This is a genomic window from Salegentibacter agarivorans (assembly GCF_900113135.1).
GTDB classification, from domain to species: Bacteria; Bacteroidota; Bacteroidia; order Flavobacteriales; family Flavobacteriaceae; genus Salegentibacter; species Salegentibacter agarivorans.
In genome coordinates this window covers 12,102-27,249 of the sequence record NZ_FOOH01000017.1, presented here as the reverse complement: position 1 = coordinate 27,249, position 15,148 = coordinate 12,102, and the positions used below count along the sequence as shown (strand labels likewise).

Sequence of the window (15,148 nt, the reverse complement as noted above, 5' to 3'; positions counted from 1 at the left end):
AAGTTATATGTTAAATTACAAAACATTCCTTTGCTCGCTATGTATAGTAGCAGCTTTATTCTCCTGTAAAAATCAAGAGGAACAGAAAAAGACAGAAAACAAACGGCCAAATATTGTATTTATGATGTCTGACGACCATGCATACCAGGCAATAAGTGCGTATAATGATAAACTTATCAATACACCAAATATTGACAGGCTGGCCAGTGAAGGGGTTCTTTTCAACAATGCTTCTGTAACCAATTCTATTTGCGCCCCATCGCGAGCTGTTATATTAACTGGCAAGCACAGTCATTTAAATGGGAAAATTGACAACCTTAGTAAGTTTGATACTACTAATATAACTTTCCCACAAATCTTACAGGATGCCGGTTACCAAACAGCAATGTTTGGAAAATTACACTTTGGAAACAATCCAAAAGGTTTTGATGAATTTAAAATCCTACCCGGCCAGGGTAGTTATTATAACCCTCGCTTTATAACCAAAGACGGGGATACCGTCATAGATGGTTATGTTACCGATATAATTACAGATCTCACTATTAACTGGCTGGAGGAAAAACGCGATAAAGAAAAACCATTCCTATTAATGTATCTACACAAAGCGCCACACCGGGCCTGGTTACCGGCAGAAAGACATTATAAAGAATTTACTAAAAAAGAATTCCCATTACCCGAAACGCTTTTTGATAATTACACCCGTATCCATCCTGAAGACCTTGAAGCCAGTTCTCCCGATGCAGCATCTAAAAAATACAATTTAGCCCCTCCAAAAAGCCGTAAAAGTACAGCCGCAAAAACGGCTGAAATGAATATTCTTACCCACATGATCCTAACTAATGATAATAAATTGAAGGATACAACAATTCAAAAACTGGGAATAAAAGAGCGTTACCTGGGAGATCCTACCAATAGGATGAATAAAGAGCAAAAAGCTGCATGGGATAGGGTCTACGATCCTATAAATAAAGAGTTTGCTGAGAAATATCCAGAGATGGATGATGAAGATTTAATGAAATGGAAGTATCAACGTTATATGCAGGATTACCTGGGGACTATTGCCTCAGTAGATGAGAATGTAGGTCGGGTGTTGGATTATTTAGATGACAATAACCTATCTGATAACACCATAGTTGTTTATACTTCAGACCAGGGTTTCTATCTGGGAGAGCACGGTTGGTTCGATAAAAGATTTATGTATGAAGAATCTTTTAGAACTCCTTTACTTATAAAATGGCCAAATAAAATAAAAGCAGGTATCACCGAAGGGGAAATGGTGCAGAACCTGGATTTTGCACAAACCTTTTTAGATGCTGCAGGTGTTAATGCTCCAGATGAGATGCAGGGTAAGAGTTTATTACCATTACTAACAGGTGAAAAGCAGGCCTGGGATAGAGATGCTGTTTATTACCATTATTATGAATATCCTGGCGAGCATACTGTAAAAAGACATTATGGTATTGCTACTAAAGATTATAAGATTATCCACTTCTATTATGATGTAGATGAATGGGAGCTTTATGACCGAAAAAATGATCCGCAAGAATTGCACAATGTATTCTACGATCCAGATTATGCCGAAGTAAAAGAAATGATGATGAAAAAGTTAGAAGAAACTCGAAAAAAATATAAAGACTCTGAAGAGTTGGATAAGCAGTTTATTAAGGTCTACGAAGATAAATAAGTAGTAATTATGAAAATCAATTTTAATAACAACTCCCCAAATTTAGCTCCGGAGTTGCTCTCACAAAAAGTGCCGGAAACTACAGTAAAACTAATTCCGCCACCGCAAAGTTTGTGGCTAGAAAAAAGCTTTAGCACTCTAATTCTTTTTCTGTTTATTTTTGGAGTATCTAATTTAATGCAAGCTCAACTTATCCCTGCGCCTTCAAAAATGGAACTTGCAGCAGGGGCATTTGAAGTAGATAAAAATACTTCTCTTCAATTTTCCAAAAAACATGGTTTAGAAGAGATGACTACCTACTTCCAAAAACAGATAAAACGCTTAAGCGGAATTCAGCTCCCTATAAACCAAACTGCAGGCAAGACGATAAAACTGGAAATAGATAAAAATTTAGATCTAAAAAATGAAGGTTATAAATTACAAATATCCACCGACCGTATTGTTATTTCTGCACCTGCTGTGGCCGGTGTGTTTTATGGAGTGCAGAGCGTTCTGCAATATTTTCCAGGCATTCGTACCAACGAAAAAATTACGCTTCCGGCTATGGAAATTACCGATGAACCGGCATTTGCCTGGCGTGGTATGATGCTGGATGTAAGCAGGCATTTTTATTCCGTAGAAACTATTAAGGAGGTATTGGACTTAATGGCTTTTTATAAACTAAATACTTTTCATTGGCATCTAACCGATAATGAAGGCTGGCGATTGGAGATTAAAAAATATCCAAAATTAACCAGTATTGGTGCCTGGCGGGAAGAAATACCGGGTAGTGTTTTTTACAAAAAAGATTCTACTTATGCTGAACCATTAACCGGGAAGCCTTACCGTTATGGCGGGTTTTACACTCAGGAACAAGCCCGGGAAGTGGTTGCTTATGCAGCAAAAAGAAATATTAGGGTAATTCCCGAAATAGAAATGCCGGGACACTCTGCCGCAGCTCTTGCCGCTTATCCAGAATTCTCCTGCGCACAGCCAAAACAGGATCCTCCAGGATCAAACCTCTGGAACGATGTGATAGACACCGAAAATATGGCGTTTAATTATTGTGCCGGGAAAGAAGCTCCATTCCTGTTTTTACAAGATGTATTAGTAGAAGTTATGGATATTTTTCCGTCAGAATATATTCACATGGGAGGAGATGAAGTAGATAAATCTTATTGGAAAAAATGTGAAACCTGCCAGGCAAGAATTAAAGATGAAAACCTGAAAGATGAAAAAGAACTGCAAAGTTATTTTATAAAACGCATGGAGAAATTTCTACAGGCAAACAACCGTAAACTCCTGGGCTGGGATGAAATTCTGGAAGGTGGCCTGGCACCAAACGCGACCGTAATGAGTTGGCAGGGGGAAAAAGGTGGAATTGCTGCTGCAAAATCTGGTCACGATGTAGTTATGAGCCCTAGTGATCCTCTCTATTTTAACCGTTACCAAGCTGATCCCGAACTAGAGCCACAGGCAGCCCCCTACTCTATCAACACCCTAGAACGAGTTTATAATTACAAACCGGTACCAGAAGCTTTAAGTGCAAAAGAGGCTAAATACGTTTTAGGATCACAATTTGCAATTTGGACCGAGTTTATCTCATCGGTAGAACATTTAGAATACATGTTATTACCAAGAATGGCTGCCTTTAGCGAAGCGGTTTGGAGCAATAGGAAAGACAAAAATTTTACGGAATTTACCCGGCGTTTAAATATGGGGCACTACACCAGATGGAAGACTAATGGAGTTAGGTTCCACCCAGAATTTTTTGAACAATCGGAATATTAAAAATATCTTCAAAACCTTTTAAATCAGATGAAACAGATAGTAGTTATATTTTTTGCCTGTCTTTTAGCCGCATGTGGTACAGGAAATATCCAGGATAAACCCGATGGGAAATGGGAACTAATTTGGCAGGATGAGTTTGAAAATGAAGGTAAACCCGATACTGAGAAATGGTCTCACGCACCCAGAAATTCAGCAGATTGGGCACGCTTTTGTACAGACTCAGATGCTACACGCTTCGTTAAAGATGGCAAATTACATTTGCGTGGCATTATAAATACCAATAAAAATGATACGGTAAAATACAATACCGGTTGTATTAGAACCACCGATAAATTTTCTTTTAAATACGGGAAAATTGAGGTGAAAGCTAAACTGGATAAAGGAAAAGGCTCCTGGCCGGCCATATGGATGATGCCACAAGACCCCGAATATGGTAGTTGGCCGCATAGTGGAGAAATAGATATCATGGAGCACCTAAATTATGATACCATTGTTTATCAAACCTTACACACCAATTATATAGATATTCAGGAAAAAAAGGAGTATCCGCCATATTTCACCACGATTCCATTTAAGATAGATACCTATAATGTATATGGCGTGGAATGGTACCCTAATCGCTTAGATTTCTTTGTTAATGGAAAAAAGACATTTTCTTATCCAAAAATTGAAAATGCCGATTCAAAGCAATGGCCTTTCAACCAGGAGTTCTTTATTATTCTAGACCAGGCACTAGGTGGAAACTGGGTTGGCAGCATTAAAGATGAAGATTTGCCAGTTGAAATGCTAGTAGATTGGGTGCGGGTTTATAAATAAAAATAATGTAAATGGTGCAGATTCAGAAATTTAAAAATTTTTATTAAGGAGTGTGTCCCAAGAATAGTGTCTCAAAAAAACATACTTATAAATCAACCTCAAATATTATCTGTAATTAGCATTTTTGCATTAATCTTTGTAATAAACAGGAAACTTTTTCCTTAACTGTAGGCTCAAATAAAGGATCTACCACTAAAATAGCTTCAATAATTTCAATCTTTTTCGAATTATCTAAAATCTCGTTTTCCAGGAATGGAGTTAACAGGTCTAAAACACTAAAATTATTCCGGTTTAATAGCATCCAGCCATTTTACCTCTACCTGAGTCAATAAAACCGTGAACCACTAATAGAAAGTTAGATTAATATGGTTGCACATTAAATGTCTAAAACATCAAAAAAACAGCCTAGGATAAATTACTACAACTCTAAGCGCTTTAATTGTTGTAATAATTCTTCGTTAGTTAAGTATGAAATGATTTGGCAGTTCCTCTACCTTCTCGCAACATAACTGATCCATTACTTGTTTAAATTGTGTTCTTAGCATAGTTATGGTGTGATCTCCTCCTTTATTCCCCAAAGCTGCGGTACCATACATAAAGGATCTTCCCATAAAGGTGAATTTTGCTCCAGCAGCCATAGTACGGGCAATATCTGGTCCAGACCTAAGACCACTATCCATCATTATTTCAATTTTATCACCATATCTATTAGCGATATTGGGTAAAGTTGAAATAGTTGATTGCGCTGCATCCAACTGCCTCCCGCCGTGATTAGATAAAATTACCCCATCAAATCCCATTTTTATAGCATCTTCCACATCACGTGGTGCAGAAACTCCTTTAAGAACTAACTTGCCTTTCCACTTATCCCGTATAGGTTTAATTTTTTCAGCATTTAATTTTCCGGAGAAGGTTTTATCCATAAATTTCCCTAGCTGTTTAAGGTTTAAACCTTCGGGAGTATAGGGTTTTAAGGTTTCAAAAGTTGGCACTCCATGTTTTAAAGTATTTAATGCCCAACTTGGTTTTCCTAAAACTTGAAAGATATTTTTCGCCGACATTTTTGGTGGTAATGCCAGCCCGTTTCTAATATCCCTGGGTCTGTAACCAAAAGTAGGCACATCACATAAAAGTACTAAAACGGGACACTCTGCTACTTCCGCCCTTTTTAAGATATCATTTCTAACCTCATCTTCTACCGGATTATACAGCTGAAACCAGGCGTTACCCTGTGTAAGTTCACTGGCACGCTCAATACTCATAGTAGTAACCGTACTTAAAATAAAGGGAATATTATGTTCAAAAGCCGCTTTGGCGAGTATTTCAGGCGAATTAGGCCACATTAGTCCTTGTAAACCTACGGGTGAAATTCCAAAAGGTGCACTATACTCTTTTCCAAATAATTTTGTAGTCGTATCTGCTTCTTTATAATTTTGAAGATATCGCGGTTCTAACTGAATTTTACGAATATCAGATGTATTTATATTCAAATTTACATCTTCATTGCATCCACCATCCAGGTATTCAAATGCGAAATCAGGTATTCTTTTTTTAGCTTTTGCTCGAAGATCTTCTATAGAAGGATATTGAGAATTGAAATTATTAGCCATGTTTTCTAGGTGTTTTTTAGATCAAATATTTTATCCATGGGTGTCCATTTCTCACCATTTTTTGCCGAAGGAATAGCCTGCTGATATTGCTGCATTAAACTTTCCCATTCCTGAACTTTAGGGTTTTCTTTATCGGCTTTCGCTTTCATTTCAAAAGAAAAATCTGGTTGTGTATCTATAATCATAACCAGGCGGTTACCCGTTCTAAAAATTTCCATATTTAAAATACCTACCTCCAGTATACTTTTAATAATCTCTGGCCAGACTTCACGGTGATACTCTTCATATTTTTTAATTAGTTCAACCTCATCCTTTAAATCACAAGCCAATACATACTTCTTAGTTTTCATGCTTTGTTTCTTTTAAAAATATAACACCCATAAATACTAACAACTATAAAACATAACACCGGTAAAAAGAACGAGAAGTTTATTTCTGGTACACCTAATATTGTAGTATCTGTATAACCGGAACCTCCAATATCTAATACCATACCTTGTAAAGTTGGCATTAGTGCCCCGCCTACAATTGCCATTACTAAAAAAGCAGCTCCAAATTTTGCATCGTTACCCTGGCCTTCGAGCGCAATTCCATATATGGTTGGAAACATTATTGACATAAAAAATGAAACACTTACCAAGGCGTATAAACCAATCAATCCCTGACTAAAAATACAAAGCAGACAGGTTAAGATCGCACCGAATGCAAATAACATCAACAATTTACCTGAACTTATATAACGGAGCAGGTAGGTACCTAACCAACGTCCTATAAGAAATACCAACAAAGCGGCAATTCCATAATTTACCGCACTTTTATTATCAATACCAATAGATTCGGCATATTGATAAAGATAAGTCCAACACATAATCTGCGCCCCCACGTAAAAAGCCTGGGTTATCACCCCACCCACAAATTTATTATTGCTAAAGAGTCTTTTTATAGCTGGTATTACGGCTACCCGGGCTTCTTTCTTTTTGTTTTCAGGCATTCTAACTAAAAGTATAACCAGGAAAAATACTATAACTACCAATCCCAATAACACATAAGGAGTACTTATTACCTCTAAATCGGCATCTCTTATGGTAGCCTTAGCATTTTTAGAAAGTGTACTATAAATAGGGTTCCCATTCACGTCTATATCATCAGATTCCAAGGCTCCCAGAATAAAATGTTGTGCTACAATTAGGCCACCTAATGCTCCCATGGGATTAAATGCCTGGGCTAGATTTAAACGCCTGGTAGCAGTTGCTTCGGTTCCCATAGCTAGGATATAAGGGTTGGCAGTAGTCTCTAAAAAAGCAAGGCCAAATGTTAGAATATATAAGGCTAACAAAAAGAAGATATATTCCTGGTAAATTGCAGCAGGGTAAAACAATAAGGCTCCCAAAGCATACAATGCCAATCCCATAAGTACTCCTTTTTTATAGGAAAATTTATTGACAAAGAGCGCGGCTGGCAAGGCCATAGTAAAATAGCCTCCATAAAAAGCAAGCTGAACTAAGGAAGCCTGAAAATTATTTAGTTCCAAAACTTTTTTGAACGCCGAGACCATAGGATTGGTAATATCATTGGCAAACCCCCATAAAGCAAATAAGGCCGTTATTAAAATAAACGGAACGACAGCTTTCTTTGAAACTAAAGAATCTTGAGACATAGATTTTAGGTTAAGGATCGGTCTAAGTGCACATAACCACCATCGGGAGAAAACCACTCTGCGGTAGTATGTCCAGATTTTTTAGATAGGATAAATGCTGCCAAATCGGCTATCTCAGTATCAAGAGTCATTCGATTTCCCATTGGAATATTACGGGTGATTTTATTTAATTTTTGTTCGGGCTTGTCAAAAGAATTCAACCAAGTTTTATATAGAGGCGTCATAACCTCCCCTGGTAAAATTGCGTTCACCCTGATATTATATGGCAGTAATTCTGCAGCCCATTCACGAGTTAGCGCTAACTGCGCACCTTTTGATGCTGCATAACCCGATGTACCTCCCTGACCTACCAGGGCTACCTTAGAGCTAATATTTAGAATATTCCCTTTTGATTTTTTAAGCGCTGGAAGGCAAAAATGCGCCATCTCATAATAATGATTCAAATTATTATAGACTGAATTTGCAAACTTCTTTGGGTTACCGGTTTCTAGACCAATAGTATCATTCACTCCAGCATTATTTACCAGTGCGTCAATTTTTCCGAAGATCTCTAAAACTTCATCAACAATTCTTTTGCATTGGCCATCTTCATTTAAATTGGCTTGTATAAAATGAGCATTAACTCCACTGGTTTTAAAGGTTTCAAGCATTTCCTTACCTCTTGCTTCCTCACGGCCAACAAACACTGGAATTGCATTTTCCCGGGCAACCGCTTTGCTAATAGCTCCGCCTATCCCTTTAGTACCGCCAGTTATTAAAACTACTTTATCTTTTAATCCTAAATCCATATGAGGAATTTTTCTTTAAATCTATATTCTTATTCTAATTTTTGAAAATCTTATCATTCTGTAATTACTCCTATTTCAGCAATTCCCAGAACTTCTGTATCATCAGCACTTCGTTGTCCTATGAATTTAAAATATCGTGCCTTTGTAGTTTTAAATTCAATAAGCTGTTCTATAGGATTATTTTTAATATTTGAAAATTCACCTTCACTTACTTGCTTCCATTGTTTTCCATTTTCGCTAAGCATAAATTCATAATCTGCAATTACACCTTGTGGCCATCTACTTTGTTGGGGTAAATAAGTAAATCCTTTTAAATTATAGGTTTTACCGAGGTCTACTATTACCTCCTGCGGAAGTTTCCCTTGTTTTGTCCATACTGAATTTTCATCGGCATCAATAATTTTTCCTGCATCATCATTTTCATTCAATACTTTCCAATCCTTCTTGGGTATATCCAGCCTAATGTTGGAAACTTCACTATATGAATTAGTTCCGGGGTTATATGCTACCGCTATTACACGGGTAGGATCCTGCAGTAAAAATTCTTCAGAATATCGTTTAGAATCCTTGTTAGGCTCTTCTGCATTTAAGGTATAATAAAGCTCCAGGTTTTTATCATAGCTTTCAATGCTAATCAAACCATCTTTATGCTGTACAATTTCTGGAGCTTCCATCATTAAAGGTGCCTTATAAGCCTCAATATTTGAAATTAAAGGTCGTGCTTTAGCATCTGTAATATTCAAACGCAATGCAGAAACTTCTACAGGATCAAACCTTAATATTCGCTTATAGCCTATGGTAGTCTCAGATGCTATTTCCTTCCATTCTCCATTAATCTTCCCTTCTAAAGTAAAAGACTTCACACGCTGTCCTAAAGCAATATATTCCTGAACTACAAACCGGTTAACTTCCTGCAGCTCATCGAACTCAATCGTTATGTTTGACTTTATGGTTTCCTTTTGTGGCATCCAATAAGCCTTAGTATCCCCATTAATAGTCTTTTGAGCACTATAATGAGAGCCTGCCTCTGAGGAAGCTACTACGTTGGCATCTTCAACTAAATTCTCTGCAAAATCTTTATCTAACTGCTTCCGCAACTTCATCAACTGTTCTACATCATTTTCGTGCACCAAACCACGGGTATCCACAGGCAAATTCAATAAAAGTGAGGCATTTCTACCAACCGATTTATAATAGATATCCAACAAATGTGGCAATGTTTTTACCTGGTGGTCCTCCCTGGCGTGATAATACCAACCCGGCCTAATGGAAACATCAGCTTCTGCGGGAATCCAATGTGTCCCGTCATCATCTCCATTTTGGAGATTTCCACTCCCTGGGGTAAATGGGCTCCAATTTGTTTCAGCTGCAAAGCCATGTTCGTTGCCAACCCAACGCACATCTGGATTCCCACCACTAAAAATTACTGCTTCAGGCTGAAGCTCCCTAACTATTTTGGTTACTTTATCCCACTCATAATAGGTTGCGTCGTCAATTTTGCGGTTTTCATTAGCACCTCCATAATAACCGGTCCCGCCATTCGCTCCATCAAACCATACCTCGAATACAGGTCCATAGTTTGTTAAAAGCTCCTCCAATTGTTTATGAAAAACTTTCACATATTCTTCCCTGGCGTACTCAGGATGATTACGATCCCATGGTGATAAGTAAACGCCAAATTTTAGTCCGAATTCCTTACAGGCTTCTGCCAGTTCTTTCACTACATCTCCTTCGCCATTTTTCCAGGGAGAATTTTTAACTGAATGCTCCGTGGTTTCTGTTGGCCAAAGACAAAATCCGTCGTGATGTTTTGCCGTTAAGATTATTCCTTTCATCCCGGCATCTTTAGCGGTTTTTGCCCATTGCCTTGTATCGAGGTTCGTAGGGTTAAAATTCTTTGGAGATTCGCCGCCTTCGCCCCACTCCATATCGGTAAACGTATTCATATTAAAATGAACAAAACCGTAGTATTCCAAATCCTGCCAGGCTAATTGCCTTTGTGATGGAACAGGTCCTACCGCTTCCGGTTCAGTTACTTTTTCTTTGCAAGAAATCAAGCTGATTAATACTAATAACAGCAGTAAAAAAATTGGTTTTTTCATTATTTAAATATTTTAATAGGTAGTTCTACTTTCTTATTGGTTCTTTTATCTAAAGGCATTTGCCCATCAACCGATTCTAGATACAAACTCAAAATTGTAGCTAATTCCTTTGTTTTTTTAGTATGAGTTTCTGAAATATTGGAGGTTTCCCCAATGTCTTTTCTAATATTGAATAATTCAAAACGGCGATCTTTATGGTAATAAATAAGTTTATAATCTCCCTTTCTAATTGCACTAAATGTGGCAATTCCAGGACCACTACCACCCCATTTATTAGGGTAATGCCAGAATAATGGACGTTGATTACGAGATTGATTATTTTCTTCAATTAATGACACAAAACTTTGGCCATCCACTTTTTGTTTTAAAGCAGGTATATGGCTTTTGGTCATTTCCAGGATACTGGGAAAAAAGTCTTCAATTATAACATAATCATCAATACTGGATGCAGGTTTGGTTTTTTCAGGCCAGTAGACCAACATAGGCACCCTAATTCCTCCTTCATAGGCAGAACCCTTACCACTGTTTAAAGGGGTATTATGCGTATGTGGTTCTCCTCCACGAGCATGTGCACTTAACCCGCCATTGTCTGACATAAAAAGAATAATCGTATTTTCTTCTAAATTATTTTCTTCCAGATAATCCATAATATCCCCCAAACTCTTATCCATTCCTTCAACCATAGAAGCGTATTTAGCTTCAGTCTTATCCAGACCTGTATCAAGATATTTCTGATAAAAACGCTCATCAGCCATAATAGGTACGTGCACGGCATAATGTGACATATGTAAAAAGAAAGGCTTTTTACCAACCACCTCATCTAAACTTTGCAATGCTTCACGCGTAATAGCTTCGGTTAAAAAAATATCTTTACCGTGATACTCTTCCAAACCGGGTACGGCCCACTCTGACTTGCCGGCTTTTCCATTCCCAAAATTTTCTGTTCCTAAAAAACTCTCCGGTGCCCCGGCGGCGTGACCCGTAATATTTACGTCAAAACCTAAATTTAAAGGATTTTCACCCGGTGTATTTTTAGCTCCTAAATGCGCTTTCCCTGCGTGAATAGTATAGTAACCGTTCATTTTTAAAAGCTCAGGTAAAGTATTTGCCACAAAAGAATTAGGAATATCTTCGTTATTGGAAATTCCATTCATATTCCATCTTGGAAACTCAAGGTGTTCATCGGCAGCATCTTTAGACTCGTTTTTATCTAAAGTCCAATTTGTAACTCGATGCCTTGCTGCATTGGCTCCTGTTAAAATACTTACTCTTGAAGGAGAACAAATAGGAGTTGCATAGGCCTGGGTGAATTTAGTTCCCTTCTTTGCCAGACGTTCCATATTTGGAGTATGATAAAGTTTATTAAATGCTGTTTCTTCTGTCCAAAATGGAACCGAAGTATCTTGCCAGCCCATATCATCTACAAGAAACAAAACCACATTCGGTTTTTGTTCCTGAGCATTTAAAGTCGAAAAAATGATAAATAGAATGTAAAAAAATATAAAATAGAGGTTTTTCATAAATCACGGATTATTTTTAATTCTGAATTCAATATTACTTCTTGATTATTACTGGGAAGTTTAATTTTGATTTCTTCCTGGCCATATTTTACTTTAACCTGTTGTTTTTTGTTTGTTCTTAAAGTAAGTTGCTTTAATCTACCCAGTTCCCAATGTATATCGACACCTATATCACCTCTTGCTTTTAAACCTTTAATATGTCCTTGCTCCCAGGCCTCCGGTAAAGCTGGTAATATTCGTAGAAAACCTTCATGAGATTGTAATAGCATCTCAGCAATACCAGCGGTATAGCCAAAATTTCCATCAATTTGGAAAGGAGGATGTAAATCGAATAAATTATCTGCCAGGGAAATTTCAAAAAACTTATGAATGTTTTCCCTTGCAGCTTCAGCATCAAATAATCGCGCATTAAAGTTTATCATCCAGGCCCTACTCCAACCGGTTCCTGCACCCCCATGTTTTAATCTATAATCAATAGATTTTTGAGCACCTACAAATAAATTGGAATCGGCCTCAGTAATTCCTGAACCAGGATGAAGCGCGTATAAATGTGAAAGGTGTCTATGTCCCTTTTCAGGTTCCTCGTAAGGCTCAGTCCATTCTAAGATCCTACCGTCAGGTCCTAATTTTAACCCTGGGGTTAATTTGTTTCTTTTTTCTTCTATTTCTCCTAAAATAGCATCTTCTATATCTAGAATTTCTGCAGCTTTTAAGGTGTTATCAAATACTTCGGCGATTATTTGATGCCCCATAGCACTACCATAAGAAAGTGCAACTCTTTCTCCCTGCTCATTGATGTAAGAATTTTCGGGAGAAGTTTCCGGGAAAGAAACAAAACTTCCAGTTTTTTCATCTTTAACCAACCAGCCGGCATAAAATGTAGCAAACTCCTTTAGAACGGGATAAGCGGTAGTTTTAAGAAACTCTTTATCCTGAGTGAATAGGTAATGTTGCCAAAAGTGTTGTGCAAGCCATCCGCCGCCGTGAATCCAACTGCCCCAATAAGCTTCACGAGCCTGCATATAAGGTGCGCCCCATAGATCTGAAGCATTATGAAGCACCGCTCCTTCTAAACCATATTGTTCTCTCGCCGTGTTTTTTCCCCGCTCAACCAAACCTTTAGTATAGTCAAATAAAGGCTCGTGAAGTTCACTTAGGTTGGTGACTTCTGCTGGCCAGTAATTCATTTGTAAATTTACATTTAAGTGATAATCGGCATTCCAGGGGGCGGCAATATTTTGGTTCCATAACCCCTGTAAATTGGCCGGGTTTGTGCCGGGCCTGGAAGAAGAGATTAGCAAATACCTACCATACTGGAACAAGTCGGTAATTAGTGCCCGGTCTTCCTTTCCTTTCTTAAAAGCCTCCAGTCGTTTATTGGTAGGTACGCTGTCATTAACTGCTGCTTCAAGGGAAAAGTCTACTCGTGTAAATAATTCCTGGTAATCTTTTTTGTGCGATTCTAATAATTCCTCAACAGTTTTTTTACTAAGCTTCTCTAATGCCAGTCTATTTTTCTGCTGAAAATCTTCAGTATAAAAGGAAGTATTAGCTACCAAATACAAGGTAACTTCTTTAGCACCTTCTATTTTTAAGCCGGAAGCATCTGAATAAACCTTTCCGGAATCTGTTTCAGCCTGGAGTAAAGTTTCAAATTTAACCCCATAATCCAATGGTTTTGGTTTTGAATTTTTTACGGCACCCATCTGGGTAATTTCACCTAACATGGAAATTTGGTTCTCGGCAGGGTGACTTACTTCCACTGTTCTATGCCCTTCATCTTCTGGTCGGTCTAAGTTCACACTAAAATTTAATCCTGCTTCTGCCGTTGTACTTAATTGAATTATAATGGCATCATCTGCTGCGGTTGCAAAAATTTTACGATGATATTGCTCGCCGTCTATAGTATAGCTCACCTCTGCCAAAGCATCATTCAAGCTAAGGCTTCGTTTATAATTCTCAATGTCTCCGGCATGTTCAAAATCCAAATAAACATCTCCCATAGTTTGATGGGATTTCACAATATCTTTATTCGAAAACCTATCTATAATTTCTTTATCGGCCTTACTGGTCTTTCCAGTTAAAATTAACTGCCTTATTTCCTCTAAATCTTCCGGGCTTCCTTTTGAATCGCCCCAATCAGGGCCACCAGGCCAAAGCGAATCTTCATTTAATTGAATTCGCTCATTCTTCGAGTTCCCAAAAATCATTGCTCCCACCCTACCATTCCCTATGGGCAGTGCCTCCATCCAGTCTGATGCAGGCTGCGCATACCATAATACATGTTCGTTTACTTCTTCCTTATCTTCTTTTTTCTCTTTAGGAGCCGAACATCCAAGCCCGAGTACCAGAATTAAAAGCAATGATTTTTTGATCATAATTGGTAAAAATTAATTGCGTTAAGCCCCATTATTTTTTCTAAAACGATTTCGTTTCTAGTTTTAAGAAAATCCTCAGTAATATTAACAGTATCAGAATATTGTCCGGCTGCCAAAGAAACCGGCCAATCAGATCCAAACATTAATCTATCGGGTCCAAAAACCTCCAAAGCAAAGTCAAAAAAAGGATAAAAATCTTCGGGTTTCCAATTAAAACTCTCAGTTTCGGTTAATAGACCGGAAAGCTTACAAGACACATTCTTTTTATCTGCCAGTTTTGTTATTAATTCTTTCCAGTTTTTAGAAATTCCCTTTGAAACATTAGGTTTAGCGAGGTGATTTAAAACAAACTTTTGGTTTGGAAAATTAGAAACCAATTCAATAGTATTGGCCAACTGATTTTCCAAAACCAAAAGATCGTAGGTTAGGTTGAAATTCCCAAAAACTTCCATTCCCTTCAAAAATTTGGGTTGAAGCATATAACTAGCCGGTTTAGCCTGTAATAAATGCCGAACTCCTTTAAATTTAGGGTCTTTTGAAAAATGTGCGAGGCGTTCCTCAAGATTATCGCCAGTAAAATCAACCCAACCTACAACTCCTTTTATAAACTCATATTCTTTAGCCAGATTCAGCAAAAATTTGGTCTCATTTTCAGTGGGAGCAGCTTGCACCGCCACACAACCATCCACCTTATTTCTTTCCAGAATAGGCTTTAGGTTTTCAGGAAAAAAATCTTTCCTAATTACCGACATCTCATCGGGAATCCAGGCATCTTTCTCCTTCCCAAACTTCCAAAAATGCTGATGGCTATCTATTCTCATTG

Annotated in this window: 12 protein-coding genes; 3 read left to right on the top strand and 9 right to left on the bottom strand. The window is 37.7% G+C overall.

Features of this window, described 5'->3' with window-relative positions:
• The first annotated feature begins 7 nt into the window (after window positions 1-7).
• Genes BM084_RS12900 through BM084_RS12890 form a run of 3 tightly spaced genes read left to right on the top strand, consistent with a single transcriptional unit; the run spans window position 8 to window position 4,270 of the window.
• Window positions 8-1,684 (top strand): sulfatase family protein, encoded by a 1,677-nt coding sequence (locus BM084_RS12900; protein WP_093305297.1) that lies wholly within the window; start codon window positions 8-10, stop codon window positions 1,682-1,684.
• Window positions 1,685-1,693: 9 nt separating this feature from the next.
• A complete protein-coding gene (locus BM084_RS12895) occupies window positions 1,694-3,454 on the top strand; it encodes a beta-N-acetylhexosaminidase (protein WP_218152248.1) in 1,761 nt (586 codons plus the stop codon).
• A 27-nt stretch (window positions 3,455-3,481) separates the two neighbouring features.
• Window positions 3,482-4,270, top strand: coding sequence for a glycoside hydrolase family 16 protein (locus BM084_RS12890; protein WP_093305295.1), 789 nt, complete (start codon window positions 3,482-3,484; stop codon window positions 4,268-4,270).
• A gap of 115 nt (window positions 4,271-4,385) precedes the next feature.
• On the opposite strand, the gene BM084_RS12885 is transcribed toward BM084_RS12890, so the two are convergent.
• From BM084_RS12885 to BM084_RS12845, 9 genes are all read right to left on the bottom strand, one after another.
• Window positions 4,386-4,571 carry a hypothetical protein gene (locus BM084_RS12885; RefSeq protein WP_093305293.1) on the bottom strand — a complete coding sequence of 62 codons (186 nt, stop codon included), beginning with the start codon at window positions 4,569-4,571 and terminating at the stop codon, window positions 4,386-4,388.
• A 157-nt stretch (window positions 4,572-4,728) separates the two neighbouring features.
• Window positions 4,729-5,880, bottom strand: a complete 1,152-nt coding sequence (locus tag BM084_RS12880) for an alpha-hydroxy acid oxidase (protein WP_093305290.1) — start codon at window positions 5,878-5,880, stop codon at window positions 4,729-4,731.
• 5 nt (window positions 5,881-5,885) lie between these two features.
• A complete protein-coding gene (locus BM084_RS12875) occupies window positions 5,886-6,230 on the bottom strand; it encodes an L-rhamnose mutarotase (RefSeq protein WP_093305288.1) in 345 nt (114 codons plus the stop codon).
• Window positions 6,227-7,537, bottom strand: a complete 1,311-nt coding sequence (gene fucP, locus BM084_RS12870; protein WP_093305286.1) for an L-fucose:H+ symporter permease — start codon at window positions 7,535-7,537, stop codon at window positions 6,227-6,229. The genes BM084_RS12875 and fucP overlap by 4 nt, the downstream gene beginning before the upstream one ends.
• A gap of 5 nt (window positions 7,538-7,542) precedes the next feature.
• Window positions 7,543-8,325 (bottom strand): L-fucose dehydrogenase, encoded by a 783-nt coding sequence (locus BM084_RS12865; RefSeq protein WP_093305284.1) that lies wholly within the window; start codon window positions 8,323-8,325, stop codon window positions 7,543-7,545.
• Window positions 8,326-8,378: 53 nt separating this feature from the next.
• Window positions 8,379-10,427 carry an alpha-L-fucosidase gene (locus tag BM084_RS12860; protein ID WP_093305282.1) on the bottom strand — a complete coding sequence of 683 codons (2,049 nt, stop codon included), beginning with the start codon at window positions 10,425-10,427 and terminating at the stop codon, window positions 8,379-8,381.
• On the bottom strand, window positions 10,427-11,947 hold the full coding sequence (locus BM084_RS12855) for a sulfatase (protein WP_093305280.1): 1,521 nt from the start codon (window positions 11,945-11,947) through the stop codon (window positions 10,427-10,429). The genes BM084_RS12860 and BM084_RS12855 overlap by 1 nt, the downstream gene beginning before the upstream one ends.
• Window positions 11,944-14,325 carry a glycosyl hydrolase family 95 catalytic domain-containing protein gene (locus tag BM084_RS12850; RefSeq protein ID WP_093305277.1) on the bottom strand — a complete coding sequence of 794 codons (2,382 nt, stop codon included), beginning with the start codon at window positions 14,323-14,325 and terminating at the stop codon, window positions 11,944-11,946. Before BM084_RS12850 ends, BM084_RS12855 begins: the two co-directional genes overlap by 4 nt.
• The gene (locus BM084_RS12845; protein ID WP_093305275.1) at window positions 14,322-15,146 is read right to left on the bottom strand and encodes an amidohydrolase family protein; all 825 of its coding nucleotides are present in this window, start codon (window positions 15,144-15,146) and stop codon (window positions 14,322-14,324) included. The genes BM084_RS12850 and BM084_RS12845 overlap by 4 nt, the downstream gene beginning before the upstream one ends.
• Window positions 15,147-15,148: the final 2 nt, after the last annotated feature.

Excerpts from the sequence above, each read along its gene's own strand:
- BM084_RS12900 (WP_093305297.1), top strand. The coding sequence starts at position 8 with ATGTTAAATTACAAAACATTCCTTTGCTCGCTATGTATAGTAGCAGCT.
- BM084_RS12895 (WP_218152248.1), top strand. The coding sequence starts at position 1,694 with ATGAAAATCAATTTTAATAACAACTCCCCAAATTTAGCTCCGGAGTTG.
- BM084_RS12890 (WP_093305295.1), top strand. The coding sequence starts at position 3,482 with ATGAAACAGATAGTAGTTATATTTTTTGCCTGTCTTTTAGCCGCATGT.
- BM084_RS12885 (WP_093305293.1), bottom strand. The coding sequence starts at position 4,571 with ATGCTATTAAACCGGAATAATTTTAGTGTTTTAGACCTGTTAACTCCA.
- BM084_RS12880 (WP_093305290.1), bottom strand. The coding sequence starts at position 5,880 with ATGGCTAATAATTTCAATTCTCAATATCCTTCTATAGAAGATCTTCGA.
- BM084_RS12875 (WP_093305288.1), bottom strand. The coding sequence starts at position 6,230 with ATGAAAACTAAGAAGTATGTATTGGCTTGTGATTTAAAGGATGAGGTT.
- fucP (WP_093305286.1), bottom strand. The coding sequence starts at position 7,537 with ATGTCTCAAGATTCTTTAGTTTCAAAGAAAGCTGTCGTTCCGTTTATT.
- BM084_RS12865 (WP_093305284.1), bottom strand. The coding sequence starts at position 8,325 with ATGGATTTAGGATTAAAAGATAAAGTAGTTTTAATAACTGGCGGTACT.
- BM084_RS12860 (WP_093305282.1), bottom strand. The coding sequence starts at position 10,427 with ATGAAAAAACCAATTTTTTTACTGCTGTTATTAGTATTAATCAGCTTG.
- BM084_RS12855 (WP_093305280.1), bottom strand. The coding sequence starts at position 11,947 with ATGAAAAACCTCTATTTTATATTTTTTTACATTCTATTTATCATTTTT.
- BM084_RS12850 (WP_093305277.1), bottom strand. The coding sequence starts at position 14,325 with ATGATCAAAAAATCATTGCTTTTAATTCTGGTACTCGGGCTTGGATGT.
- BM084_RS12845 (WP_093305275.1), bottom strand. The coding sequence starts at position 15,146 with ATGAGAATAGATAGCCATCAGCATTTTTGGAAGTTTGGGAAGGAGAAA.